The organism is Marmoricola sp. URHA0025 HA25 (assembly GCF_054059435.1).
Map to the genome: position 1 here is coordinate 2,293,537 of NZ_JBSSCD010000001.1, position 23,899 is coordinate 2,317,435.

Sequence of the window (23,899 nt, forward strand, 5' to 3'; positions counted from 1 at the left end):
CGCTACAGCCTCGCAACTCGGGAAGCCAGGGAGTCGTCCATGTTCAGAATCGTGTGGCACCGTCCGGTCCACCTCCTCGCCGTTCTGCTGGCCACACTCGCGCTGACGGGCACCGCGCTCCTCGCGGGCCCGGCACAGGCCAAGGCGCAGGCCCCGGCCAGGCCACAGGGCCCGTGCGACCTCTACGCCGCCGGGGGCACGCCGTGCGTCGCCGCGCACAGCACCACCCGCGCCCTGTACGCCGGCTACCACGGGCCGCTCTACCAGGTCCGCCGGCTCTCCGACGGCAAGCTGAAGGACGTCGGGGTCGTCGAGCCGAGCCTCAAGCCGTTCCCCGATGCCGGCGGCTACGCCGACTCGGCTGCCCAGGACGCCTTCTGTGCGGACACGACCTGCCTGATCACGACGTTGTACGACCAGTCGCCGCAGCACAACGACCTCACGCAGGCGCCTCGAGGAGCGTTCACCGGGCCGGCGATGGGCGGCGCCAACAACCTGCCGGTCGCCGACATGGCCCCGATCACGGTGTCCGGGCACAAGGCCTACGGCATCTTCATCGAGCCCGGCATGGGGCTGCGCAACAACGACACCCGCGGCATCGCGGTCGACGACGAGCCCGAGGGCATGTACTGGGTGGTCAACGGCCAGCACTACAACGACGGCTGCTGCTTCGACTACGGCAACGGCGAGACCGACAGCCGCGACGACGGGGACGGGACGATGGAGACCTCCTACTTCGGCAACGCCCCGTGGTGGTACCACGGCAACCCGCCGGGCCCGTGGGTGATGACCGACCAGGAGAACAACCTCGTCGGCTGCGTCAACCCGGGCAGCACCTCGAAGCTCTGCGCCGACCTGCCCACGATGACCTCACGCTTCGTGACGGCAGTGGCCAAGGGCGAGCCGCACCACTGGGCTTCCCTGGGTGGCGACGCCCAGCACGGCGACCTGGCCACCATGTACGACGGCCCCCGGATCGGCCCCAGCTACGACCCGATGCGCAAGCAGGGCGCCATCGTCCTCGGCAACGGCGGGGACAACAGCGTCGGCTCGCAGGGCACGTTCTACGAGGGCGTCATGACCGCCGGCTACCCCAGCGACAGCACGGACCACGCGGTCCAGGCCAACATCGTCAAGGCGGCGTACGACGTGCCGCAGCTGACCCTGACGCCCGCCTCCGCGACGGACACCCCGCCGGGCGTGCAGACGTTCGCGCCGGGCGCCGGCCAGCAGGTGACCGAGACGTTCACGAACACGACCGGCGCAACGGCAGCCGGCGTCAAGCTCGGCCTCACGGTGCCCAGTGGCTGGACCTCCGTGGTGACCGGGACCGCCGACACGTCGAAGACCTTCGACTCGGTCGCACCGGGAGCGAGCGTGAGCGCCACCTTCACGGTGACGTCGGGTCCGATCGCGTTCGAGGGCGACCTCGTCGGCCAGGACTCGTGGACCACACCGGGACAGGGCTCGCGCCGCGCGGGGACGACGACCGAGCACGTCAGGAACACCAGCCCGATCAAGATCAACGAGTACCGGATCGGCACCGACGCCGACCCGACAGACTCGTTCATCGAGCTCTACAACTCCGGCGACAGCACCGTCGACCTCTCGGGCTGGACGCTGACCGAGCACCCGGCCGAGCAGGCCGTGGACTCCACGATCACGGTCCCTGCCGGGACGAAGCTGGGCGCCGGCAAGGCCTACCTGCTCGGTCTGGCGACCTCAGGGCTCGCCGCCCCCGCAGACGCGGGCGACAGCTCGATCAACGTCCGCAGCACGACTGGCCTCGCCCCCGGGCAACAGGTCCGGATCGGCAGCGGGCCCGGCGCGGAGACGCGCACGATCTCGGCGATCACGAGCACCGGCGCGACCGGGCCGCGGGCGCCCGGCAAGCTCGGCAACGCCGTCCGGCTCTCGGGCAACGGTGAGTACGTCGCCCTGCCGGAGGGGATCGTCAGCGGGCTGGACGACTTCACCGCCTCCGCCTGGGTCAACCCGTCGGCGACCAGCACGTGGTCGCGGATCTTCGACTTCGGCAGCGGCACCGGGACCAACATGTTCCTCACGGTGGACGGTGGCGGCTCGGGCCTGCGGTTCGCGGTCACCAAGACCGGCAACGGCGCCGAGCAGCAGCTCACGGGCGGCGGCCAGCTGCCGCTGAACACCTGGTCGCACGTCGCGGTCACCCTGACCGGCAACACCGGTCGGCTGTACCTCAACGGCAACCTGGTGGCGACCAACCCCAACATGACGCTGCACCCCTCGAGCCTGGGGAGCACGACGCAGAACTGGATCGGCCGCTCGCAGTACCCCGACCCCTACCTCAACGCCGCCGTCGACGACTTCCAGCTCTACGACCACGCGCTCTCCGACGCCGAGGTCACGGCGCTGGCCGGCGGCCAGGCCGGGGCGGGCAACGTCGCGTCGTACAAGTTCGACGAGGCCTCGGGCCCGACCGCGCTGGACTCGTCGGGCAAGGGCCACGACGCGACGATCATCAGCGACGCGACCGCCGCGAGCGCCGGCACGCCCCTGTGGCAGCCGCTGCCGGACGGTCCGGTCATCACCGTGCCCGCCGGCTCGACCAACGTCCCGGTCACGAGCACCGCCGGGTTCACGGTCGGCCAGAAGGTGGCCGTCGGTTACGGGGACCGGATCGAGACAGCCACGGTGACCGCGGTGGGCAAGCGCGGCACCCAGGCCTACCTGGCCGCTCCGGCGACTGCGGGCTCATCCACCCTCAAGGTGACCTCGACGGCCAACATCACCGCCGGCGACAGCATCCGGCTCGACATCGACTCTCGGATCGAGAAGGTCACCGTCGCGTCGGTCGGCACTCCCGGATCGGGCGGCACCGGCCTCACCCTGGCCGCGCCCCTGAAGTTCGCGCACTCGTCGAACCTGCCCTTCAGCGATCGCGGTACCGGTGTGACGTTCACCCCGGCGACCCGCTTCGCCCACTCCAGCAACGAGCCGGTGCGCCCCCTGGGCAGCGGCATCACTCTCGACAAGCCGCTGGAGAGCAGCCACGGCGTCAATGCGGCCGTCGTGGACGACGCGGTCAACAAGGCCGGCTACCAAGGGTCACCGGCACCCGACCAGTGGTTCGGCGGACCGGCCCTCGCAGGCGCGGGCAACATGGTGCTGCGCGACGCCGCCGGACACGTGGCCGACAGCCTGAACTACGGCCGGCTGGTCGACCCCTGGCTCGCCGAGGGCTACCAGGGAACGTCGGGCTCGGGTCGCGCCGGGTGCACGGCCGCCGTACCGGCGACGACGTCCGGCCCCGGGAGCAGCGCCGCCCGCTACCCGGACGGGGCGGACACGGACAGCAACTGTGCCGACTTCATCACGACCCGCAAGCCGACTCCGGGAGCGAGCAACGAGAGCGCGCTCGACGCCGGCCCGCTGGTGTCTCTGCAGACGAGCGGCAGCGCGTCGACGTACCTGCGGCACGAGGACGCCGGCACCGACGTGCTGGTGTCGCCGGTGACCTCGTCGAGCTCCACTGCGGTCAAGCAGGACGCGACCTTCGTCAAGGCAGCCGGCCTCGCGGATCCCAGCTGCGTGTCGTTCGAGTCGGTCAACAGGCCGGGCAGCTACCTGCGGCACGAGAACTTCGTGCTGCACCTGCAGCCCGACGACGGGAGCTCCCTCTTCGCGCAGGACGCGACCTTCTGCGCCAAGCCGGGCAACAGCGGACAAGGTGTGTCGTACCAGTCGGTGAACTTCACAGAGAAGTACGTCCGCGCCTACCAGGGTGCGGCGTACCTGGCGAGCAACGGGGGCACCAACGCCTGGGACGACGCGGCGTCGTGGGCCGAGGACTCGACCTGGCTGGAGGCGACCCCGTGGGCGCAGTGATCGTGCGCCTCCTGGGTCAGGAGCCCTTGAGGGTCGCCCTGATCGCGGGGGCGAACTGGCGCAGGATCTCGTCGGCGGGAGCCGACGCGACCGGCTCGACCTGCAGCACGTAGCGCATCATCGCCAGCCCGACGAGCTGCCCGCAGACCAGCTCGTAGCGCAGCGCGGACGCCTGAACACCGGCGGCCCGCGCTGCGGGGTTGACGACCGTCCGGTTCAGCACCCGGTAGAACGCACGCCCGGCGCGCGCGCTGCCGACCGACGAGCGCACCATCCGGAGCATGCCCTGGCGGGTCCGCGGGTTCTCGCACAGGGAGAGGAAGGTGCGCAGCAGGCGGTCGCTGAAGTCCCTGACCGCCTCGTCGGGGTCGGCCTCGGCGCGGGCCCGGGCCGACTCGTGCGCCGCCACGACGGCCGGCGAGTCGGGAAACACGGGCGCGCTCACGCGTCCACGGTAGTCAGGGTCAGGCCGGCGGGGTCGCCGGGAGGTCGGAGACCGCCTCCCCCGGGATCAACCGGCGGTGCAGCTCGGCGGTGAGCGCGTGGATGGACCGGGTGATCTCGGTGTTGGTCTTGAGCTCGAGCTCCTGCTCGACGAAGTCGTGGTCGGCCTTCGCCTGCTGGTACGCCGCCTGCCGGTTCTGCCCGATCATCACGAACGTCGAGAGGAAGATCGCCTCGAGCGAGACGACCAGCGTCAAGGTGGGCCAGGGCGAGGACTCGGCCAGCAGCATCCAGGCCGCGAACGCGGCGATGTGCAGGTAGACGAACCACATCGAGCCGGCGAACTTCGTGATCGCGTCTGCCACGCGCAGCTGCACCCGGGCGGCGCGCCGCTCGGCGACCTGCTGGTAGGCCGGGTGGCTCTGGACGTCGGGCGCCGTGCTGCGTGGGCCGGCCGCCGCCGTCTGCGGGCTGGTCATCTCGATTGCCACCTCCGGGTCGTGTCTCGCGTGAATCATCGCGCATCCGACGACACGAACCGGCCGCGCTCAGTCCTCGCGGGTCACGGTGTCGTAGGCGCCGCGGTAGTACAGCAGCGGCTTGCTGTCCTCGTCGCCGAAGCCGAGCTCCTTGACGCGCCCGAGCACCACGTAGTGGTCGCCGGCCTCGTGGACCGAGTGGACGGTGCAGTCGACGAAGCCCAGGACTCCGTCGAGAAGCGGTGCGCCCGTGGCCGCCGGACGCCAGCCGATGCCGTCGTACTTGTCGCTGCCCTTGGTGGCCATCGCGGTGGACACCTCGGCCTGGTGGGCAGCCAGGATGTTCACGCAGAAGTAGCCCGCGCGCTGGATCCGGGGCCAGGCCCGGGAGGTCTTCGCCGGCGAGAACATCACCAGCGGCGGCTCCAGCGACACCGAGGAGAACGACTGGCAGGTCATCCCGATCGGCTCCCCCTCGGACATCGTGGTGACCACGGTGACCCCGCTCGCGAACAGGCCGAGCACGTCGCGGAAGCGCCGTGCGCGGGCCGCCGACTCCGGGTCGTCGGGGATCGGCGTGTGCTCGCCCAGGCGCAGCTCGAAGTCGAGCTCGTTGCCCAGCCAGGACTTGATCAGCTCGGCGCTCGGCCACGTGTCCCGGGCGTCCTCGCTCATCCCCTCGGGGATCTCGCCGCCGGAAGGCTGTCTGGTCACCGGGCCATTCTTCACGGGGTCACTGCCCCCCGAAGCTGTGGCCCCAGTACGAGACGGCAGTGCTCTCCCGTGCGACCCACCGGTGGTCGTCGACGCGGAGGCCCTCGCAGCCGAACTCCACGTCGAACCCACCCGGGGACTTCACGTAGAACGACACCATCTCGTCGTTCATGTGCCGGCCCAGCGTGGCCGAGAGCGGTGCCTTGTGCTTGCGCACGCGCTCGAGCGCCCGGCCGACGTGGTCGAGCTCGTCGACCTCGAGCATCACGTGGACGCACTTCGCGGGGTTCGGCATCGGCAGGAACGCCAGGCTGTGGTGTCGCGGGTTGACCCCGAGGAACCGCAGCCACACCTTGGACCCGGGCTCCTTGCCGACGAACTCACCCGGCATGCTCATCGAGTCACGCAGCCGGAAGCCGAGCACCTCGGTGTAGAAGCGCAGCGCCTCCACGTCGTCGGTGACCGGGATGACGATGTGGCCCATCCCCTGGTCGCCGGTGACGAATGTCGCGGCGTACGGCGTGACGACGGGTCGGGACTCGTACGTGATGCCGTGGAAGAGCTCGAAGACGTTGTCCCACGGGTCGGTGAACCGGATCAGCTCCTGGACACGGCGTTCGGCGAGCTCCTCGCTGGTGCCCTCCTCGAAGACGACTCCGGCCTCCTTGAGGTGCAGGCGGGCTGCGTGCAGCGCCTGGTGGTCAGCGACCTCCCAGCCGGTCGCGTCGAGCTGGTCGACGTCGGAGGGGAAGACCACGACACGCGCCGAGACCTCGTCGATGCGGTAGTAGAGGTGGTCGGGGTTCGGGCCGCGCCCGGCGGCCAGCCCGAGCACCTTCTCGGCGAAGGTGCGCCACTGGTCGAGGTCGGTGCTGGCGACCCGGATGTAGCCCATGGACCTGATGTCGATGGTCATGACACCTCCGGTGATCGAGCCTGTCGAGATTCGACGTGGCGGGCGAGGAACGCCGTGGTGATCTCGGCAAACTCCTCGGCGGCCTCGATCTGCGCCCAGTGACCGCAATTCGGGAACACATGCAGCTGGGCCTTCGGGATCTGCTTGAGGGCGACCAGCGCGCCGTCGAGCGGGTTGACCCGGTCCTCGCGACCCCAGGTCAGCAGCGTGTGCTTGCGGAGCTTGTGCACCTCGCGCCAGAGCATGCCGTCCTCGGCCCACTCGGGGTTCCAGAAGGACGCACCCATCGAGCGCATCGCCTCGAGAGAGCCGGGCGCGGTCGCATCGGCGTACCGCTCCTCGACGAGCTCGTCGGTGACCAGGGACTGGTCGACGACCATGGTGGAGATGAACGCGCGCAGTGCCTCGCGGCTCGGCGCCATGCTGAAGTCCATCAGTCGCTTGACGCCCTCGGTCGGGTCGGCGTGGAGCAGGTTGAGCGACAGACCACCCGGGCCCATCAGCACCAGGCGGCCGACCCGGTCGGGGTACTCCAGGGCGAACCGCGTCGCGGTGCCTCCGCCGAGGGAGTTCCCGAGCAGGTGGATCCGGTCGATCTCCAGCTCGTCGAGGAACCGCAGCAGGTAGCCGGCAGCGTGCCGGAAGTAGTTCGCCGCGACCTCCGGCTTGTCCGAGGCGCCGAACCCGGGCTGGTCGACCAGCAGGGTGCGGAAGCTGGTCGCGAAGCGTGGAAGCGCCGACCCGAAGTTGCTCCACGCCGACGCACCCGGTCCGCCGCCGTGCAGCAGCACGAACGGCAGACCACCGCCCACGGTCGAGACGCCGCCCTCGGGCGCAGCCTCGTAGTAGTTCAGGGTGATGTCGCCGGCCTTGGCCGACCGCTGGGTGGCCTCTTTCGAGAAGTCAGTCATCGCATCCCGCTCAGTACATCCCCGGGTCGATCTTGTGGCCGAACTCGTGGGCGCCGTACATCTGGAGGGCGCGCTCGGGGTCGTTGGCGGCGTGCACGCGACCGGCGTGGGCGTCGCGCCAGGCACGCTGGAGGTAGGTGCCCTCGGCGAGCGCGCGACCGCCGGACGCCTCGAACAGCGCGTCGATCGCGTCGATGGACCGCTGCGTGCCGAGCACCTGGTCGCGGCGTACCTTCAGCCGGAGGCCGAGCGGGATCGGCTCGCCCCTCTCGACGAGCGCGACCTCCTCGCGGATGTTGTTCATCGCCAGCGCCCAGGCGGCGTCGATGTCGCTGGAAGCGCGCGCGATGCGAACTGCGGCGAACGGGTCGAGGGACGCCTTCTCCCCGAGGTACGCAGCCCGCACGCGCTTCTGCTGCATGTCGACGTGCTCGGCGTAGGCGCCGTAGGCCATCCCGATGATCGGCGTGCAGATGGTCGTGGTGAAGATCGAGTGGAACGGCAATTTATAGAGATCTGCGCTGTTTTGTTCTTGGCCCGGGCCCTTGCACTGCCCGGTCTCGCTCATCGAGAGGGTGAACGCCTGGGGGATGAACACGTCCTCGACGACGATGTCGTTGGACCCGGTGCCGCGCAGGCCGACCACGTTCCAGACGTCCTCGATGCGGTACTTGTCGCGCGGCACCATGAAGGTCTTGAAGTCCACGACGTTGCCGTCGGCGTTGAACACCAGGCCACCGAGCAGCACCCAGGTGGCGTGGTCGCAGCCCGAGGAGAAGCTCCACTTGCCCGAGAGCGTGTAGCCGCCGTCGGCGAGCGTCGCCTTGCCGGTCGGCGCGTACGACGAGCTCAGCCGGACGTTGGTGTCCGAGCCCCAGACCGCCTGCTGGGCGTCGTCGGCGAACAGCGCCACCTGCCAGGGGTGGACGCCGAGCACGCTGGAGACCCAGCCCGTGGAGCCGCAGGCGCTCGCGATGTCGCGGACCGCCGTGTAGAAGTCGATCGGATCGGCCTCGAGCCCGTCGAACCGCTTGGGCTGCAGCATCCGGAAGAAGCCGGTCTCCTCGATCTCCTTGACCGAGGCCTCCGGCACGACCCGGAGCCGCTCCGCCTCGTCCGCGCGCTCGCGGAGCGTGGGCAGCAGGTCACGGATGCCGTCCAGGACTGCCTGACTCATGACTTCTCCTCGGTCGTCGGGTGCTCCGACCAATACTAGAACACGTTCTACCTGTGCGGCAATGAACCGGGCGGTTCCGCCCCCACGACCCTCCCGGAGCAGAGCCTGGCGCGCTCAGGTGGGCGATTTCCGTACTGCTTCTCCGTAGCCCTACGGGTGTGTCCCGGCGCGGATGCACGCACCATCGACGGACCAGCTCCAGGAGGGAAAGACCATGGCAATTCTCGCGCACGGACGGTGCCGGGCCGTCGACACAGCGCGCCCGGCGGTCCCGAGCACCCCGGGAACCGCTCGGTGACCGAGGGAACAAGTCCGAGCGCGGAGCCGAGCCGGCCCTTCCGCGTGCTGGTCGTCGACGACTGCGACGACCTGCGCGACCTGATCCGGCTCCGGCTCGACGCCACGGAAGGCTTCGCGGTCGTCGGCGAGGCCTGCGACGGTGCGGAGGGCCTTGCCCTGGCCACGCTCCTGCAGCCAGACCTCGTCCTGCTCGACCTGCGCATGCCACGCATGGACGGACTCGAAGCGTTGCCGGCCATCCTGCGGGCCGCTCCGGCCACCCGGGTCGTCGTGTTCTCGGGAGAGAACGAGGGTGCAGCCGCCGAGCAGGCACTGGCGGGCGGCGCCGCTCAGTACGTCGTCAAGGGAACGTCCCTCAGGCAGCTGGTCCAGGTGATGTCGACGGTGCTGGAGGCATGAGGTCGCTCGGGGGACCCTGATCGGTGGGGGCCACCTCGGCGAGCGCCGCCGCCACCTTCGTGCGCGTCGTGACGCCGAGCTTCCGCATCAGGCTCTCGACGTGGGACTCGACGGTCCGGACAGAGATGACCAGGGCCTCGGCGATCGCCCGGTTGCTGCCTCCTTCGGCGACCAGCCCTGCGATCTCGCGCTCGCGCCGGGTCAGGACACTCGCGGATCTCTCGTCCGGCGTCCGTGCGTCGCCGAGCGCGACCGCAATCGCCTGCTCGCGGGGCAGGGCACGTCCCTCCTCGACGAGCCGGTCGAACTCGTCGGCGCCGAGCAGGCGCCCGATCAGCGCGATGCCTGCCTCTCGCCGGCGTGATACGTAGGGCATCGCGGCCACCGTCATCCCGATGAGGTCCCAGATCGAGGCGGCAGCACCGTGCAACAACGCCGCCTCGCGACCTCGCCGCTGTTCGGCCGCGGCCCAGGAGAGCACCTCGATCGTCAGTCCGATGCCGAGGGTGTCGCCGAAGTCGACCTTGGCCCGCAATGCGTCGCGCTCCAGGGTGATCGCCTCGTCGAACCGCCCGGCATTGAGCGCGTCGAGCCCCAGCCCCCACTTCGAGTAGCTCGTCAGCCACCGCTCGCCCTGCGGCTCTCCGATCTCGAGGCACGCGCGGTAGGCCGCCGCCGCTTCGTCGGGCCGGTCCGCCCAGCCGAGCATCAGGCCGCGCAGGAACAGCAGGTTCGCCTCCAGCCAGTCCTCCCGGAGCCGGTGAAGGAGCTCCACTCCGTCTGCGGCGACCCGCGCGCCGGTCTCGGCGTCGCCCGAGAAGGCTCGCCACACCGACTCGGCGTACAGGAGCTCCGCACGGACGCGGTCGTCGTCGGGGAGGTCCCGCTCCAGGGTCCGCAGGTCGACGAGGAACGCTTCGGCGACCTGCGTACTCGCCATGATGCTCGCGACGAAGGTCCCGACCCGCAGCGCCGCGGCTCGAGCACGCGGAGGACCGACATCGTGCGCAAGCGCGACCTGCAGCCAGCGGATCGCCTCCTCGCCGCCGCCGGACGACGCGTAGAAGTGCTCGAGCACCGGCGCCATCCGGAGTGCCGTGAGCGATCCCTCAGGTGTGGCCACCGCGAAGTCGAACGCCGCGTTGAGGTTCGCACGCTCGGCCCTGAACAGCCGCATCCAGTCGGTCTGGTGCGGGCCCATCATGTCGGCGGAGAAGCGCTCGGCGAGCTCGACGTAGTACGCGCCGTGCCTCCTGCGCCACAGGTCGAGCTCGTCGTCCTCGCGAAGCCGGTCCGACCCGAATTGCCGGATGATCTCCAACATGCGGTACCGACCCTCGGGCTCGTGCGGGTCCCGTTCCAGGATTGACTTGTCGACGAGCCCGGCCAGGGCGTCGAGAACCTGGCCGGGGTCCAGGCCACGACCGGTGCACACGTGCTGCGCGGCCGCGACCGAGACACCCCCGGCGAACACCGAGAGCCGCGACCACAGGGCGCGTTCTGCCTCGACGCACAGGTCGTAGCTCCACCGCACGCAGGCGTCCAGCGAGGACCGTCGTACGGGTGCACCGCGCAGGGTCGGCGCCGGAAGGGCGCCGCCGGGCAGGTGATCGAGCAGCGTGGTGGGTGAGAAGCTGCGGATCCGCACGGCAGCGAGCTCGATCGCGAGGGGGATGCCTTCCAGCGTCTCGCAGAGCTGTGCGATCGCTCGTGCGTCCTCGTCGGTGGGGCCCCAGGTCGGCAGGACGGAGAGTGCCCGGTCGGTGAACAGTCCGACCGCCTCGGCGCGGGCCATCGGAGGCACCGGGAACAGCCGCTCGCCGATCAGGCCCAGCGGTTGCCGGCTGGTGGTCACGACACGGAGGTTCGGGCAGCTCCCCAGCAGAAGGGCGACCAGCGCGGCAGAGGCCTCGAGCAGGTGCTCGCAGTTGTCCAGGTACAGGATGCCGGGGTGGTCGCCGAGGTGAGCGCTGAGCGACTCCGCATCGGGAGTGTCGGCTCCGATGCGGAGGCCCAGGCACTCGGCGACCTTCTGGTCGAGCAGGGATGGGTCGGAGAGGTCGGCGAGCTCGACCCGCCAGATCGGGATGTCGGGAGGAGCGTCCGGCGACACCAGTGCCTCGTCGGCGAGCCGCGTCTTGCCGACTCCGCCGGTGCCGACGAGCGTGACGAGCCGGTACCTGCGGAGCAGATCGTGCACCCTTGCGAGCTCGTCGCGCCGTCCGACGAACGTCGAGAGATGGAGACCGCGCGGGACACCGACCACGCTCGGATCGTAGGCCCTGCGCGGTGGGTTCGAGCGGGTTAGAGCGGCTGGGGCAGCGGGAAGCCGAGCGCCTCGCATCCCGTCTCGAGGTGCGCGATCACCGACTCGATCACCTTGACGCGGGCGAAGCGCTTGTCGTCGGCCTCGACCAGCACCCACGGCGCCTCGGGGATGTCGGTCTCCCGCAGCATGTCCTCGACCGCTGTCACGTAGTCCGCGCGACGGGCGCGGTTGCGCCAGTCCTCCTCGGTGAGCTTCCAGGTCTTCAGCGGGTCGACGGCCCGCTTGTTGAAGCGGCGCTCCTGCTCCTCCGCCGAGACGTGCATCCAGAGCTTGAGCACGAGCACGCCCTCACTGCGCAGCATCGTCTCGTAGGAGCGGATCTCGCCGTACGCACGTCGCCACTGCTCCTCGGTCGCGAATCCCTCGACCCGCTCCACGAGGACCCGGCCGTACCAGGTGCGGTCCAGCACCGCGAAGCCGCCGAGACCCGGGACCGCCGGCGCGAACCGGTGCAGGAAGTGGTGCCGCTTCTCGTCGGCGGACGGCGCGGCGTACCCCGTGACCCGCACGTGTCGGGGATCCACCGGCGCGACGAGCCTCTTGATCGCGCCGCCCTTGCCGGACGCGTCCCAGCCCTCGAACAGCACCAGCAGGCCCGGTCCGATGTCCGACTGGCCGGGGAACTTGCCGCCGATGGCGAGCCGGATCTGCGCGAGCCGGTTGGAGGCGGCGACGAGCCGCTCCTTCTCCTGCCGGCCGGTCAGCCGCACGGTGAGGTCGAGCTGGTCGAGGCGGCCCATGGGTCGATGCTAGGCGGTGCCGCCGAGAGCGGATCCGCCCACGGCAGCAACCTCTTGGCCGGCCGCCGGCGCCGCCACAGGGTGGATCCATGACACGAGCACTCATGCAGACCCGGGCGCCCCTGCGGGGGACCATCGACGACGAGCTCACCCACCGGCTGATGGCCCAGCGGATCATCGTGCTCGGCTCGGCACTCGAGGAGGCCGACGGCAACCGCCTGTGCACCCAGCTGCTCCTGCTCTCGGCCGAGGACCCGCGCAGCGACATCAGCCTCTGGATCAACTCCCCCGGTGGGTCCGTGCCGGCGATGCTGGCGATCCACGACGTGATGCGGCTGATCCCCAACGACGTGAGCACCCTGGCGATGGGGATGGCCGCCAGTGCCGGTCAGTTCCTGCTCTCCGCCGGTACGCCGGGCAAGCGGTTCGCGCTCCCGCACGCCCGGATCCTGCTGCACCAGGGCTCGGCCGGGATCGGCGGCACCGCGATGGACATCGAGATCCAGGCCGACGACCTGAGGCACACTCGGGACACGGTGCTCAGCCTCGTCGCCGCGCACACCGGCCAGGACGTCAGGACGATCGAGCTCGACTCGCGCAGGGATCGCTGGTTCACCGCGGAGCAGGCCCTGGACTACGGCTTCGTCGACCGGGTCATCGAGTCGATGGACGACGTCACGCCGGCCCGGCCGCAGCGAGTCGGGCTGGGGGCACGGGCATGAGCAGCTACACGGTCCCCTACGTCACGACCCGGACCTCCCGCGGCGAGCGCACCGTCGACCTGTTCAGCCGGCTGCTCGAGGACCGGATCGTCTACCTCGGCACCGAGCTCGACGACGGCGTCGCCAACGTGCTCATCGGTCAGCTGCTGCACCTCGAGTCCGACAACCCGGACCTGCCGATCAACCTGTACGTCAACTCACCGGGTGGCTCGATCACCGCCATGCTCGCCGTCTACGACGCCATGCAGTTCGTGCGGGCACCCGTCGAGACGACCTGTGTCGGTCAGGCAGCGTGGACCGCCGCCGTGCTGCTGGCCGGTGGTGAGCCCGGGAAGCGGACGATCCTGCCGCACGGCCGAGTGGTCCTGCACCAGCCGGCCGCCCAGGGGCGCGGCACGATCCCGGACCTCATCCTCGAGGCCGAGGAGATCGCGCGGGTCCGCAAGATGCTCGAGGAGATCCTGTCGCGGCACACCGGGCGCACCACCGAGCAGATCCGCGAGGACACCGATCGTGACCTGGTGCTGACTGCGGCGGCCGCGGTCGACTACGGACTGGTCGACGAGGTGCTCAGGCCGCGAGGCACAGGGGGCCCCGCAGCTCCGTTCTGAGATCGCTCCCGATCCCACCGGCGATCTCGCGCACCGACAGGCCGAGCGCTCCCGCGACGGCGGACAGGATCTCCGAGGACGGGTCCTTCAGGCCGCGCTCGACCTCGGAGAGGTACTGCGTCGAGACACCGGCTCGCTCGGCGACGTCGACGAGACGCTCGCCGCGCTCGTGCCGCCGGTCGCGCAGCCGGCTGCCGACCAGCTCGCGCCACAGCGGCTCGTCGGCGGTCGTCGGGGTGGCCGGCTTGAACGGGAGTACGTCGCCCATGGACCCACGCTAGCCCGCGAGGACCCATCCCGCGTCCAGGTTCTGCTCTGGGCAGAACCTGCCGACTCGACGGTCAGGGACTGCCGACTCGACAGTCAGGGACTGGCTACTCGACGGTCAGGGACTGCCAACTCAACGATCCTGCTGGGCCTTCAACATCAGGGCGATGTCGATGAGCTGGTCCTCCTGGCCGCCGATGAGCTTGCGGCGGCCGGCCTCGGCGAGGATGCGGGCGCCGGAGACGCCGTAGCGGTCCGCGGCGTTGCCGGCGTGCTTGAGGAAGGAGGAGTAGACCCCGGCGTACCCCATCATCATCGTCATCCGGTCCAGCCGGCACTCCTCGGGCATGGCCGGGCGGACGACGTCCTCGGAGGCGTCGATGATCTTCAGGAAGTCCACGCCGGTCCTCCATCCCAGCTTGTCGCAGATGCCGACGAAGGCATCCAGCGGCGTGTTGCCGGCACCGGCGCCGAACCTGCGGACGGATCCGTCGATCTGGGTGGCGCCCGCCCGGACCGCCATCACGGTGTTGCCCGCGCCGAGGTCGAGGTTCTCGTGGCCATGAAAACCAACAGAAGCCGACGCCCCTACCTCGGCGACCAGCGCGGCCACCCGGTCCGAGACGCCCTCGAGGATGAGGGCACCGGCGGAGTCCACGACGTACACGCACTGGCAGCCGGCGTCGACCATGATCCGGGCCTGCTTCGCGAGCACCTCGGGCGGCTGGGTGTGGCTCATCATCAGGAAGCCGACGGTCTCCAGGCCGAGCTCGCGGGCGAGCCCGAAGTGCTGCTCGGAGGTGTCCGCCTCGGTGCAGTGCGTGGCGATCCGGCAGATCGAGCCGCCGTTGCCCTGCGCCTCGCGGATGTCGTCCTTGGTGCCCACTCCGGGCAGCATCAGGAACGCGATCTTCGCCTTCTTCGCCGTCTCGGCGGCGATCTTGATCAGCTCCTGCTCCGGGGTGTGGGAGAAGCCGTAGTTGAAGCTCGAGCCACCGAGGCCGTCGCCGTGGGTCACCTCGAGCACCGGGACGCCGGCCTCGTCGAGCGCCGCGATGATCGAGCGGACCTCCTCGGCGGTGAACTGGTGGCGCTTGTGGTGCGACCCGTCGCGCAGGCAGGTGTCGGTGAGCCGGATGTCCAGGTCGGACGTCGGGTCGGTGTCCCGCCACGTGCGGGCCAGCGTGTTCAGCTCGGGTGCTCCGAAGACACTCATGCGCCCGCTCCTTCGGTCTCCGTGCTCCTTGGATCGAGCCCAGTCGAGATCGACCACCGGTGTTTGGCCATGCCTTCGCCGGCCCGGGTGGCGGCGGCGGTCATGATGTCGAGGTTGCCGGAGTACGGCGGGAGGAAGTCGCCGGCGCCCTCGACCTCGATGAAGACGCTGACCTTCGTCGCCCCGCGGGTCGCCGGTGACGGGTCGTCGAACTGCGGCTCCTGCAGCAGCCGGTAGCCGGGCACGTAGTCCTGCACGGCCGCCACCATCCGGTGGACGGACTCGGCGATCGCGTCGCGATCGGCGTCGGGTCCGACCGCGCAGAAGATCGTGTCGCGCATGATCATCGGCGGCTCGGCGGGGTTCAGGATGATGATCGCCTTGCCCACCTCGGCGCCACCGATCGTCTCCACCCCACCTGCGGTGGTGCGGGTGAACTCGTCGATGTTCTGGCGAGTCCCGGGACCGGCGCTCAGCGACGCCACCGAGGCGACGATCTCCGCGTAGGACACCGGGGTGACCCGCGAGACGGCCGCCACCATCGGGATGGTCGCCTGACCGCCGCAGGTGATCATGTTGACGTTCTCCGCACCCGCGTGCTCGTCGCCGTTGACCGCCGGGATGCAGGCCGGCCCGACCGCGGCCGGGGTCAGGTCGACGGCGGGGATGCCCGCCTCGGCGTACCGGGGTGCGTACTCGCGGTGGATGTAGGCGCTGGTCGCCTCGAAGATGAGGTCGGGCAGCTCGTCCTGCTTCAGCAGCCAGTCGACGCCCTCGGCGCTGGCCTCCAGACCCTGCTCACGGGCGCGGCCGAGGCCGGGGCTCTCCGGGTCGACGCCGATCATCCAGCGCGGCTCGATCACGTCACTGCGGAGCAGCTTGTACATCAGGTCGGTGCCGATGTTTCCCGGCCCGACGATGGCTGCGGTCAGCTTGCTCATCTCTACTCCCCGAACTCGACTCGAAGCGGGGCGAACCCGCTGATGGACGCCTCGACCCGGTCACCCGGGGCGAACGGCACGAAGGGACCCAGCGCCCCGGACAGGATCACGTGGCCGGCTCGGAGCGGGTCCCCGAAGCGGCGGGCCTGCACGGCGAGCCAGCGCAGCGCCTCCAGCGGGTCACCGAGACAGGCCGCACCGTTGCCCGACGAGCGCACCTCGCCGTTGATGCTCAGCGACATCTCGACGTCGCGCGGCTCGAGCTCGCTGAGCGGACGCCCGTCGGTGCCGACGACGAACAGGCCGCTCGAGGCGTTGTCCGCGACCGTGTCGGTGAACCCGATCGCCCAGTCGGCGATGCGCGAGTCGACGATCTCAAGTGCCGGCAGGGCCACGTCGACGGCATCGCGGACGTGGGCGAGGGTGATCTCGTCCTCGGGCACGTCGATGTCACGGCCGAGGCGGAACGCGACCTCGGCCTCCACGCGCGGCTGCAGCAGCGTCCACATCGAGATCGGGCCACCCGTGGTCGACGCCGCGGCGCTGACGTCCATGTCGGACAGCAGGTAGCCGAAGTCGGGCTGGTCGACACCGAGCTGGTCCTGGACGGCCTTCGACGTGGCGCCGATCTTGCGACCGACCACGGTGACCTCCGCGCCGAGCCGGCCCTGCACCAGACCCTGCTGCACGGCGTACGCCGCAGCGAGGTCGTCGGTGCCGATCAGGTCGCGCACCGGAGCGCACGGGACCCTGCCGGCCTGGGCCCGGGACAGCCGCTCGACGGCGGCTGCCACGGCATCGGAGGAGATCACGTCCGACATACTAGAACCTGTTACAGTTTCGTGCCATGAAGGCCCCAGGAGACGTTCCCCTGAAGAGTGCCTGCGACGTGGTCGTGGTCGGCGCCGGAGGTGCCGGGATGACGGCCGCGCTCGCCGCCGCGCGACAGGGCCTGGACACCGTCGTGGTCGAGAAGAGCAGCTGGTTCGGCGGCTCCACCGCGCGCTCCGGTGGCGGCGTCTGGATCCCGGGCAACTACGCCCTGCGCGCCGCGGGTCAGGTCGACCCCGGCGACGACGCGGCGGCGAAGACCTACCTCGACTCCATCGTGGGAAGCGTCGTCCCGAAGGACCGGCGCGACACCTACCTCGACCGCGGGCCCGAGGTGATGGAGTTCCTCAAGGAGAACACGCCGGTCCGCTTCACCTGGGTGCCCGAGTACGCCGACTACCTGCCGGAGGCGCCGGGCGGCCGCCCGCGCGGGCGGACCGTCGAGCCGATCCCGCTGGACGCCCGGTTCCTCGGCGACGAGCTCGAGCGCCTGCACCCGCCGTACGGGAAGGCGCCGGCGAACCTGATCGTGACCCAGGCCGACTACCGCAGGATCAGCCTCGGCCTCCGCAGCATCAAGGGTCCCCTGACGATGCTCCGGGTGCTGGTCATGCGCGCCGTCACCCTCCTGCTCGGACGCAAGATGTACGCGATGGGCAACGCGCTCGCCATCGGGCTGCGCAAGGGACTGATCGACGCGGGCGTCCCGGTCCACTACGACACCGAGCTCACCGACCTGGTGATCGAGGACGGCCGGGTGGTCGGCGTGAACGTGCTGCGTGACGGCGTCCGCACCGAGATCCGCGCGGCTCGTGGCGTGATCCTGGGCAGTGGCGGCTTCGAGACGAACCTCGAGATGCGCGAGAAGTACCAGCCGCAGCCCACGTCGGTGGACTGGACGACCGGAGCGCCCTCGAACGCCGGTGGCGGCATCCTGGCCGGCATCGCCGCCGGAGCCGAGATCGACCTGATGGACGACGCCTGGTGGGGCCCGACGATCCCCCTCCCCAACGGTCCGTGGTTCTGCCTGGCCGAGCGCAACCTGCCGGGCTCGATCATCGTCAACGGCGCCGGCGACCGGTTCATGAACGAGGCCCTTCCGTACGTCGAGGCCGTCCACGAGATCTACAAGGGCGAGCAGACCGGCGTCACGCACGTGCCGTCCTGGATGGTCATCGACCAGCGCTACCGCAACCGTTACCTCTTCGCCGGGCTCAGTCCGCGCCAGCCCTTCCCGGGCCGCTGGTACAAGAGCGGCGTGATCCGGAAGGCCGCCACCGTCGAGGGCCTGGCCGAGGAGATCGGCGTACCAGCCAAGGCGCTGCGGCACACCGTCGACCGGTTCAACGGGTTCGCGCGAAGCGGCGTCGACGAGGACTTCCACCGCGGCGAGAGCGCCTACGACAAGTACTACTCCGACCCGTCGGTGAAGCCGAACCCCTCCCTGCACTCCATCGACCACGGGCCCTTCTACGCGGTCAAGATCGTGCCGGGCGACCTCGGAACCAAGGGTGGTCTGGTGACCGACGACCGCGCGCGCGTGCTGCGCCCGGACGGCTCGGTCATCGACGGCCTGTACGCCGCGGGCAACTGCTCGTCGGCGGTGATGGGACACACCTACGCAGGTCCGGGCGCGACCATCGGGCCCGCGATGACCTTCGGGTACCTTGCTGCCGAGGACATCGCGAGGTCGGAGGGGCAGACGGTCGAGCCTGTTTCGCCGGTGGTCGAGCCTGTCGAAACCTCTGGTCTCGACACGCTGCACCACCACGGGACGGAGGCCTCCTGATGCCGATCGACCCGGACGTCGCCGTCGGTGCCGAGCTCCCCGACCGCTCCTTCTCCTGGACCAGCAGCGACGTGCTGCTCTACCACCTGGGCATCGGCGCCGGGTCTCGTCCGGGCGACAACCTGGACCCGAAGGCGCTGCGCTACACCCTGGACGACGAGCACCTGCAGGTGCTGCCCTCCTTCGGCATCGTCGCGCCCACCTTCCACGAGACCGATCCCCCGCCGCTCGACCTGCCCGGCTGCGACATCAACCTGGCGCAGGTGGTCCACGGCAGCCAGGCGATCGAGCTCGACGCAACGCTGCCCACGTCCGGCTCGGCCGTGCTGTCCACGCGGATCACCGACGTCTGGGACAAGGGCAAGGCCGCCGTCATCTGGCAGGAGGGCGTCGCCCGCTCGCCGGAGGGGAAGCACCTGTGGACGGTGCGCTCGTCGATCTTCGTCCGCGGCGAGGGCGGCTGGGGCGGTGACCGTGGCACCTCGACCGCGGTGGACATCCCGGACCGCAAGCCGGACACCGACACGACGTACGACGTGACGCCGCAGCAGGCGCTGCTCTACCGGCTGTGCGGCGACCGGAACCCGCTGCACGCCGATCCGGAGTTCGCCCGGGGCGCCGGGTTCCCCGCGCCGATCCTGCATGGGCTCTGCTCCTACGGGATCGTGCTGCGCACGGTGACCGACGACCTGCTCGGCGGGGATGCGGCGCAGGTGGCGTCCTTCTCCGCCCGTTTCGCCGGGGTGGTCTTCCCCGGCGAGACCATCCGGGTCCAGGCCTGGGAGGACGAGGACCGGATCGCGGTGACCGCGACCATCGACAGCCCGCGCGAGGAGCGCGACGGCGCCCCGGTGCTCGCCGACTGCGTCCTCACCCCGCGACGATGACGAACCTCGAGGGCTGGACCCTCGGCGAGCACTCCCACGGCGGCAGCACCCACCCGACGTACCGCAGGGGCACCGGACCGGGCGTGGTGGTGATCCACGAGATCCCCGGCATCACGCCCGAGGTCGCGGCGTACGCCGACGAGGTGGTCGCCGCCGGGTTCACGGTCGTGATGCCGAGCCTCTTCGGCACGCCCGGGGCGGCCATGTCCGTCGGCCGGGTGGCCCGGAGCCTGGGCCGGATCTGCGTCAACCGCGAGCTCAGCATGCTCGCGCTCGGCCGCACCCAGCCGGTGGCGGACTGGTTGCGCACCCTCGCCCGCGCACTCCACGAGGAGCTCGGTGGCCCCGGCGTGGGCGCGGTCGGGATGTGCTTCACCGGTGGCTTCGCTCTCGCGATGATGGTCGACACCTCGGTCGCCGCGCCCGTGGTCGCCCAACCGTCCACGCCGTTCGCGGTGACGCCGAAGCGATCGGCCGACCTGAACCTGTCCGCCGCCGACCTCGCCGTGGTGAAGGAGCGCGCTGCTGCCGGCTGCGAGGTCCTCGGCCTGAGGTACCGCTCCGACCCTGCGGTCGGGAAGCGCTTCGACACCCTGACCCGCGAGCTCGGTGACGCGTTCCTGCGGGTCGAGTTCGACGGCCGGGGCCACAGCACGCTGACCGAGCACCGGCAGCACGAGGCCGTCGACCGCACGCTGGCGTTCTTCCGAGAGAAGCTCCGACCCGCCTGAGGGCCGCAGGGGGATGATCGACGCATGCTCGACGCCCTCGCCCCCGCCCGGCGTCGCTTCGTCCTCGCCGTCGCCGGGATCGCGGTCGTGGCGGTGGCGGTCGCCGGCGGGGTGGCGCTCGCGCACCGGGCGCCATCGGTCTCGCCGGTCGCCCAGGACGCGCAGCCGCCGGTGCTCCTCGTGCCCGGGTACGGCGGCTCGACCACCGATCTCGCCGTACTGGCCAAGGCGCTGGAGGACGCCGGCCGGACGACGCGGATCGTCGCCCTCGGCGCCCGGAGCACCGGAGACCTGCACGCCCAGGCCCGCGTGCTCGACGACGCGGTCCGGGAGGTGCGCACGTCCACGGGGTCCCGTTCGGTGGACCTCGTCGGCTACTCGGCCGGTGGTGTGGTCGTCCGGGTCTGGATGGCCGACCACCGCGGCGGTGACGTCGCTCGTCGCATCGTGACCCTCGGGTCGCCGCACCACGGCACCGCCGTCGCCGCCCTGGGCGCGGACCTCGGTGCGCGGGTCTGCCCCACGGCGTGCCAGCAGCTGGCCCCGGGCAGTGAGCTGCTCCGTTCCCTCAACGCCCGCGACGAGACAGCGGCGGGCCCGCGATGGGTCTCGGTGTGGACGAGCCAGGACAAGACCGTGGTGCCGCCGTCGTCGGCGACGCTGAGTGGTGCCCTGGACATCCCGGTGCAGTCGATCTGCCCCGCTGCGCGGATCTCCCACCAGACGCTTCCCTCCGACCCCATCGTGGTGGCGATCGTCCTGGCGGAGCTGGGCCGGTCCCTTCCCGAGAAGCCCGGCACCGACGTGTGCGCCAAGGTCAGTCGGTGACGTCCTTGGTCGCGAAGTTCGCCCAGGCCGCGGTGAGGAACACCACGACGTACGCCGCCTGCTGCAGGACGCCGTGCACGACGTTCGTCCACAGGATCGGGTCGCGGAACAGGTCGACGAACGACAGCCAGTAGCGGGTGAGCAGGTAGGGCCGCAGCGCGTGGGCGGCATCGAGGGTGAGGAGCACCGTCGAGGCGACCAGGACCGCCAGCGTGCCCATCGCCGCCGCCAGCGGCGAGCGCACCATCGTGGACAGGAACAGGGCGATCGAGGCGACGCCGAGCATGGCCAGCATCGCGAACAGCAGCGCCAGACCGGTGCGCCACGCGAGCTCGCCGGTGCTCAAGGGCGTCCCGGACACGCTGATGGTCGGCGCCCCGGCCGCGGCGTGGCCGAGGAACAGCCGGCCGGTCACGAGCGCGGTCGCCGCCACGACGAGCACGGTGAGCAGCACGAAGCTCATCACCGAGACCAGCTTGGCCACCAGCAGTCGCGTCCGGCCGACCGGCCTGACCAGCAGGTAGCGCAGGGTGCCGGCCTGCGCCTCGCCGGCGATCGCCTCACCGGCGTTGATCGCGACCGCGACCGGCAGGAACAGCGGCAGCACCATGGCGATCGCCGCCAACGGGAACAGCTTGCCGTCGTGGAGCACCGCGGACAGGAACGCCGGTCCGGTCCCGGGCCGCGGTCCGAGATCGGTGACGGCGAGCAGCACGGCGACCAGCGTGGGCAGGGCGTCCAGCAGCAGGATGGTCGTCCAGGTACGCCGGCTGCGGACCAGCTTGACCAGCTCGACGGCGATCACGACCGCTCGATCCTGTCGGCGCCGGCCGACGTCGCCTCGAGGACCGCGTCCTCGAGGGTGCGGACCTCCGGGGTCAGCGCGTCGATCCGGACGCCGCCCCGCACGAGGAGCGCGTTGAGCTCGGCGGGATCCGGGTGCCGCACCACGAGGCCCTGTGCCGTGCGCCCTTCGACCTGGCCGTCGAGAAGCGAGCGCGCGCGGTCGACGTCGCGCGTGTGCAGGTGCACGCGGCCGGTGGGTCCGCAGACGTCGGCCATGTCGTCCTGCAGCACCAGCCGACCACGGTCGAGCACGCCGACCCGGCTGCACAGCTGCTCCACCTCCGCCAGCTGGTGGCTCAGCAGCAGCACGGTGGTCCCGCCGGCGTGCAGCTCCCGGACGAGCGTGCGGATCTCGCGGATCCCTTGCGGATCGAGCCCGTTGGTCGGCTCGTCGAGGACGAGCAGCCGCGGCGTGCGGAGGATCGCCGCTGCGAGGCCGAGCCGCTGCCGCATGCCGAGTGAGTATGCACGGACGGGACGGTTGTCGACCCCGCCGAGGCCGACTCGGTCCAGCGCCTCCTCGATCCGTCGCTTCCGGGCGGAGCGGCGGCCGCGGGCCGGCCCGGCGGCATCGAGGAGGCCGAGGTTGACCCGCCCGCCCAGCTGCCCGTACGCCGCCGGACCCTCGACGAGCGCGCCCACGTCGGGAAGGACCTCGCGGGCCGCGGACGGCATCGGCCGGTCGAGCAGCCGCACCGAGCCGGAGGTCGGCAGCACCAGGCCGAGCACCATCCGCACGGTGGTCGTCTTGCCGGAGCCGTTCGCCCCGAGGAAGCCGAAGATGTCGCCCTCGCGCACGTCGAGGTCCAGGTCGTCGACGGCGAGGATCGGGCCGAAGCGCTTGGTCAGGGACGTGGTCCGGATCATCGCAGCGTCGCGCCCGAGTCCAGGTCCGCGACCGCGTCGACCAGCGTCTGCTCCGTGACCAGGCCGGCGACCAGCCACGAGCCGTGCCGGTCGCCGGTGACAAGGACGCCGAGCGGGCCGGCGTACAGGTCGACGCCCGCGTCGGTCTCGGTCGCTCCCGCCGACCGGCGCAGCTGGTCGCGCAGGGGCTCGGCGTCACGGTGCCGCAGCGGGATCACCAGGAGCCGAGTGAGCCCCGACCCGTAGACGCCCACCCCGCCGCGGGGGGTCGGCGCGCGGTGGAGGCCCGCGACGGTCGCCGGAGGCTCGAGGGGCGCGTACTGGTTCGCTGCATCGGCGATGTCGAGCACGTCGTCGAAGGACACCCGGACGCCGGCGGTCGGCACGAACCGGGTGAGGCTGAGCTCCGGCGCGTGCGGCGAGAAGGCGTCGAACGCGGTCGAGAAGGAGGGTGCGGAGTCGCCACCGGCGTACACGTCGAGTCGCAGCGCCAGCCCCGTCGCCGGGTCTGCCCACAGGTCGACGTGGTCGATGCTCGACCGCTCGTCGGAGGGGACCACCCTGATGCCGGGCGCAGCGACACCGGCGACCCGGCGGGCCGCGATCGAGGTCACGGAGCTCCGGTCTGCGCCGTCGACCACCCGGCGGGCCAGGGCGGGCGGGATGAGGTCGGCGTCGCGTGGCAGCCGCACGTCGGGGTCGACGCTGCGCACCGCCGCGGCGTCCTCGTAGCTCCACCGGGTCGTCAGCCCGACGTCGTGGACCAGGTCGGTCTCGCCGGTGACCAGCAGGGTGTCGACGCGCCAGTGCCGCGCACTGCGCCACCACACCCGCGCGGTGGTGCGCTCGCCGAGCAGGGCGGCGACGTCGGTGAACCTCGAGGTCACCGGCAGGTCGAGGTTGCCGACCATGGAGACCCGTCCCGTGTAGGGATGAGCCGCTCCCGCGCGGATCGCCGCGAGCAGGGACGCGGCGCTGACCTCGGGTGCCACGACGGGTCGGGAGCGAGCGGCCAGCGGCACCCCGACCAGGAGCGCGACCGCAGCGGCCGCCAGCCACCATCTGCGCCCCCGGGTCATGCTGAAGACTA

At 71.1% G+C, this 23,899-nt stretch carries 23 protein-coding genes; 8 read left to right on the forward strand and 15 right to left on the reverse strand.

The window, feature by feature from the left end; all coding sequences use genetic code 11:
- The first annotated feature begins 39 nt into the window (after positions 1-39).
- A complete protein-coding gene (locus ACVW00_RS11310; RefSeq protein ID WP_457110994.1) occupies positions 40-3,864 on the forward strand; it encodes an arabinofuranosidase catalytic domain-containing protein in 3,825 nt (1,274 codons plus the stop codon).
- 16 nt (positions 3,865-3,880) lie between these two features.
- Here ACVW00_RS11310 and ACVW00_RS11315 read toward each other — a convergent pair whose 3' ends face one another.
- From ACVW00_RS11315 to hsaA, 6 genes are all read right to left on the reverse strand, one after another.
- Positions 3,881-4,309, reverse strand: a complete 429-nt coding sequence (locus ACVW00_RS11315) for a TetR/AcrR family transcriptional regulator (protein ID WP_457110995.1) — start codon at positions 4,307-4,309, stop codon at positions 3,881-3,883.
- A gap of 19 nt (positions 4,310-4,328) precedes the next feature.
- A complete protein-coding gene (locus ACVW00_RS11320; RefSeq protein WP_457110996.1) occupies positions 4,329-4,787 on the reverse strand; it encodes a DUF1003 domain-containing protein in 459 nt (152 codons plus the stop codon).
- A 69-nt stretch (positions 4,788-4,856) separates the two neighbouring features.
- Positions 4,857-5,501: a flavin reductase family protein gene (locus tag ACVW00_RS11325; protein WP_457110997.1), complete on the reverse strand. Its 645-nt coding sequence runs from the start codon at positions 5,499-5,501 to the stop codon at positions 4,857-4,859.
- 19 nt (positions 5,502-5,520) lie between these two features.
- Positions 5,521-6,417 (reverse strand): iron-dependent extradiol dioxygenase HsaC, encoded by an 897-nt coding sequence (gene hsaC, locus ACVW00_RS11330; protein ID WP_457110998.1) that lies wholly within the window; start codon positions 6,415-6,417, stop codon positions 5,521-5,523.
- A complete protein-coding gene (hsaD, locus tag ACVW00_RS11335; RefSeq protein ID WP_457110999.1) occupies positions 6,414-7,328 on the reverse strand; it encodes a 4,5:9,10-diseco-3-hydroxy-5,9,17-trioxoandrosta-1(10),2-diene-4-oate hydrolase in 915 nt (304 codons plus the stop codon). Before hsaD ends, hsaC begins: the two co-directional genes overlap by 4 nt.
- A gap of 10 nt (positions 7,329-7,338) precedes the next feature.
- Positions 7,339-8,505, reverse strand: coding sequence for a 3-hydroxy-9,10-secoandrosta-1,3,5(10)-triene-9,17-dione monooxygenase oxygenase subunit (hsaA, locus tag ACVW00_RS11340; RefSeq protein WP_457111000.1), 1,167 nt, complete (start codon positions 8,503-8,505; stop codon positions 7,339-7,341).
- 294 nt (positions 8,506-8,799) lie between these two features.
- Between hsaA and ACVW00_RS11345 the strand changes: the two genes are divergently transcribed.
- Positions 8,800-9,204 carry a response regulator transcription factor gene (locus tag ACVW00_RS11345; RefSeq protein WP_457111001.1) on the forward strand — a complete coding sequence of 135 codons (405 nt, stop codon included), beginning with the start codon at positions 8,800-8,802 and terminating at the stop codon, positions 9,202-9,204.
- Here the strand turns inward: ACVW00_RS11345 and ACVW00_RS11350 are convergent.
- Both ACVW00_RS11350 and ACVW00_RS11355 read right to left on the reverse strand, forming a co-directional pair.
- Complete coding sequence (locus ACVW00_RS11350) at positions 9,161-11,470, reverse strand: helix-turn-helix transcriptional regulator (RefSeq protein WP_457111002.1); 2,310 nt, start codon at positions 11,468-11,470, stop codon at positions 9,161-9,163. The two genes, ACVW00_RS11345 and ACVW00_RS11350, sit on opposite strands and share 44 nt — an antisense overlap.
- A gap of 38 nt (positions 11,471-11,508) precedes the next feature.
- A complete protein-coding gene (locus tag ACVW00_RS11355) occupies positions 11,509-12,273 on the reverse strand; it encodes a polyphosphate kinase 2 family protein (RefSeq protein ID WP_457111003.1) in 765 nt (254 codons plus the stop codon).
- Positions 12,274-12,362: 89 nt separating this feature from the next.
- On the opposite strand from ACVW00_RS11355, the gene ACVW00_RS11360 reads away from it, so the two are divergent.
- Positions 12,363-12,995 carry a ClpP family protease gene (locus ACVW00_RS11360; protein ID WP_457111004.1) on the forward strand — a complete coding sequence of 211 codons (633 nt, stop codon included), beginning with the start codon at positions 12,363-12,365 and terminating at the stop codon, positions 12,993-12,995.
- Positions 12,992-13,606, forward strand: coding sequence for a ClpP family protease (locus ACVW00_RS11365; RefSeq protein ID WP_457111005.1), 615 nt, complete (start codon positions 12,992-12,994; stop codon positions 13,604-13,606). Before ACVW00_RS11360 ends, ACVW00_RS11365 begins: the two co-directional genes overlap by 4 nt.
- Here the strand turns inward: ACVW00_RS11365 and ACVW00_RS11370 are convergent.
- The 4 genes from ACVW00_RS11370 to ACVW00_RS11385 form a co-directional block, all read right to left on the reverse strand.
- Positions 13,566-13,874 carry a helix-turn-helix domain-containing protein gene (locus tag ACVW00_RS11370; protein ID WP_457111006.1) on the reverse strand — a complete coding sequence of 103 codons (309 nt, stop codon included), beginning with the start codon at positions 13,872-13,874 and terminating at the stop codon, positions 13,566-13,568. The two genes, ACVW00_RS11365 and ACVW00_RS11370, sit on opposite strands and share 41 nt — an antisense overlap.
- A gap of 132 nt (positions 13,875-14,006) precedes the next feature.
- Positions 14,007-15,089, reverse strand: coding sequence for a 4-hydroxy-2-oxovalerate aldolase (gene dmpG / locus ACVW00_RS11375; RefSeq protein ID WP_457111007.1), 1,083 nt, complete (start codon positions 15,087-15,089; stop codon positions 14,007-14,009).
- Positions 15,086-16,030 (reverse strand): acetaldehyde dehydrogenase (acetylating), encoded by a 945-nt coding sequence (locus ACVW00_RS11380; RefSeq protein ID WP_457111008.1) that lies wholly within the window; start codon positions 16,028-16,030, stop codon positions 15,086-15,088. The genes dmpG and ACVW00_RS11380 overlap by 4 nt, the downstream gene beginning before the upstream one ends.
- A gap of 2 nt (positions 16,031-16,032) precedes the next feature.
- Positions 16,033-16,842 carry a 2-keto-4-pentenoate hydratase gene (locus ACVW00_RS11385; protein ID WP_457111009.1) on the reverse strand — a complete coding sequence of 270 codons (810 nt, stop codon included), beginning with the start codon at positions 16,840-16,842 and terminating at the stop codon, positions 16,033-16,035.
- A 35-nt stretch (positions 16,843-16,877) separates the two neighbouring features.
- On the opposite strand from ACVW00_RS11385, the gene kstD reads away from it, so the two are divergent.
- Genes kstD through ACVW00_RS11405 form a run of 4 tightly spaced genes read left to right on the forward strand, consistent with a single transcriptional unit; the run spans position 16,878 to position 21,096 of the window.
- Positions 16,878-18,650: a 3-oxosteroid 1-dehydrogenase gene (kstD, locus tag ACVW00_RS11390; RefSeq protein ID WP_457111010.1), complete on the forward strand. Its 1,773-nt coding sequence runs from the start codon at positions 16,878-16,880 to the stop codon at positions 18,648-18,650.
- Positions 18,650-19,537, forward strand: coding sequence for a MaoC/PaaZ C-terminal domain-containing protein (locus ACVW00_RS11395; RefSeq protein ID WP_457111011.1), 888 nt, complete (start codon positions 18,650-18,652; stop codon positions 19,535-19,537). The genes kstD and ACVW00_RS11395 overlap by 1 nt, the downstream gene beginning before the upstream one ends.
- Positions 19,534-20,268 carry a dienelactone hydrolase family protein gene (locus ACVW00_RS11400; protein WP_457111012.1) on the forward strand — a complete coding sequence of 245 codons (735 nt, stop codon included), beginning with the start codon at positions 19,534-19,536 and terminating at the stop codon, positions 20,266-20,268. The genes ACVW00_RS11395 and ACVW00_RS11400 overlap by 4 nt, the downstream gene beginning before the upstream one ends.
- A gap of 24 nt (positions 20,269-20,292) precedes the next feature.
- Positions 20,293-21,096 (forward strand): lipase family alpha/beta hydrolase, encoded by an 804-nt coding sequence (locus ACVW00_RS11405; RefSeq protein WP_457111013.1) that lies wholly within the window; start codon positions 20,293-20,295, stop codon positions 21,094-21,096.
- Here ACVW00_RS11405 and ACVW00_RS11410 read toward each other — a convergent pair.
- From ACVW00_RS11410 to ACVW00_RS11420, 3 genes are read right to left on the reverse strand one after another with little or no spacing between them, the layout of a single operon-like run.
- On the reverse strand, positions 21,086-21,901 hold the full coding sequence (locus tag ACVW00_RS11410; RefSeq protein WP_457111014.1) for an ABC transporter permease: 816 nt from the start codon (positions 21,899-21,901) through the stop codon (positions 21,086-21,088). The genes ACVW00_RS11405 and ACVW00_RS11410 overlap by 11 nt on opposite strands.
- On the reverse strand, positions 21,898-22,809 hold the full coding sequence (locus ACVW00_RS11415; protein WP_457111015.1) for an ABC transporter ATP-binding protein: 912 nt from the start codon (positions 22,807-22,809) through the stop codon (positions 21,898-21,900). The genes ACVW00_RS11410 and ACVW00_RS11415 overlap by 4 nt, the downstream gene beginning before the upstream one ends.
- The gene (locus tag ACVW00_RS11420; RefSeq protein ID WP_457111016.1) at positions 22,806-23,888 is read right to left on the reverse strand and encodes a hypothetical protein; all 1,083 of its coding nucleotides are present in this window, start codon (positions 23,886-23,888) and stop codon (positions 22,806-22,808) included. Before ACVW00_RS11420 ends, ACVW00_RS11415 begins: the two co-directional genes overlap by 4 nt.
- Between the last annotated feature and the right edge of the window lie 11 nt (positions 23,889-23,899).

Coding starts and splice junctions, on each gene's coding strand:
- ACVW00_RS11310 (WP_457110994.1), top strand. CDS start 40: ATGTTCAGAATCGTGTGGCACCGTCCGGTCCACCTCCTCGCCGTTCTG.
- ACVW00_RS11320 (WP_457110996.1), bottom strand. CDS start 4,787: ATGACCAGCCCGCAGACGGCGGCGGCCGGCCCACGCAGCACGGCGCCC.
- hsaC (WP_457110998.1), bottom strand. CDS start 6,417: ATGACCATCGACATCAGGTCCATGGGCTACATCCGGGTCGCCAGCACC.
- hsaD (WP_457110999.1), bottom strand. CDS start 7,328: ATGACTGACTTCTCGAAAGAGGCCACCCAGCGGTCGGCCAAGGCCGGC.
- hsaA (WP_457111000.1), bottom strand. CDS start 8,505: ATGAGTCAGGCAGTCCTGGACGGCATCCGTGACCTGCTGCCCACGCTC.
- ACVW00_RS11355 (WP_457111003.1), bottom strand. CDS start 12,273: ATGGGCCGCCTCGACCAGCTCGACCTCACCGTGCGGCTGACCGGCCGG.
- ACVW00_RS11360 (WP_457111004.1), top strand. CDS start 12,363: ATGACACGAGCACTCATGCAGACCCGGGCGCCCCTGCGGGGGACCATC.
- ACVW00_RS11365 (WP_457111005.1), top strand. CDS start 12,992: ATGAGCAGCTACACGGTCCCCTACGTCACGACCCGGACCTCCCGCGGC.
- ACVW00_RS11370 (WP_457111006.1), bottom strand. CDS start 13,874: ATGGGCGACGTACTCCCGTTCAAGCCGGCCACCCCGACGACCGCCGAC.
- dmpG (WP_457111007.1), bottom strand. CDS start 15,089: ATGAGTGTCTTCGGAGCACCCGAGCTGAACACGCTGGCCCGCACGTGG.
- ACVW00_RS11380 (WP_457111008.1), bottom strand. CDS start 16,030: ATGAGCAAGCTGACCGCAGCCATCGTCGGGCCGGGAAACATCGGCACC.
- kstD (WP_457111010.1), top strand. CDS start 16,878: ATGAAGGCCCCAGGAGACGTTCCCCTGAAGAGTGCCTGCGACGTGGTC.
- ACVW00_RS11395 (WP_457111011.1), top strand. CDS start 18,650: ATGCCGATCGACCCGGACGTCGCCGTCGGTGCCGAGCTCCCCGACCGC.
- ACVW00_RS11400 (WP_457111012.1), top strand. CDS start 19,534: ATGACGAACCTCGAGGGCTGGACCCTCGGCGAGCACTCCCACGGCGGC.
- ACVW00_RS11405 (WP_457111013.1), top strand. CDS start 20,293: ATGCTCGACGCCCTCGCCCCCGCCCGGCGTCGCTTCGTCCTCGCCGTC.
- ACVW00_RS11415 (WP_457111015.1), bottom strand. CDS start 22,809: ATGATCCGGACCACGTCCCTGACCAAGCGCTTCGGCCCGATCCTCGCC.
- ACVW00_RS11420 (WP_457111016.1), bottom strand. CDS start 23,888: ATGACCCGGGGGCGCAGATGGTGGCTGGCGGCCGCTGCGGTCGCGCTC.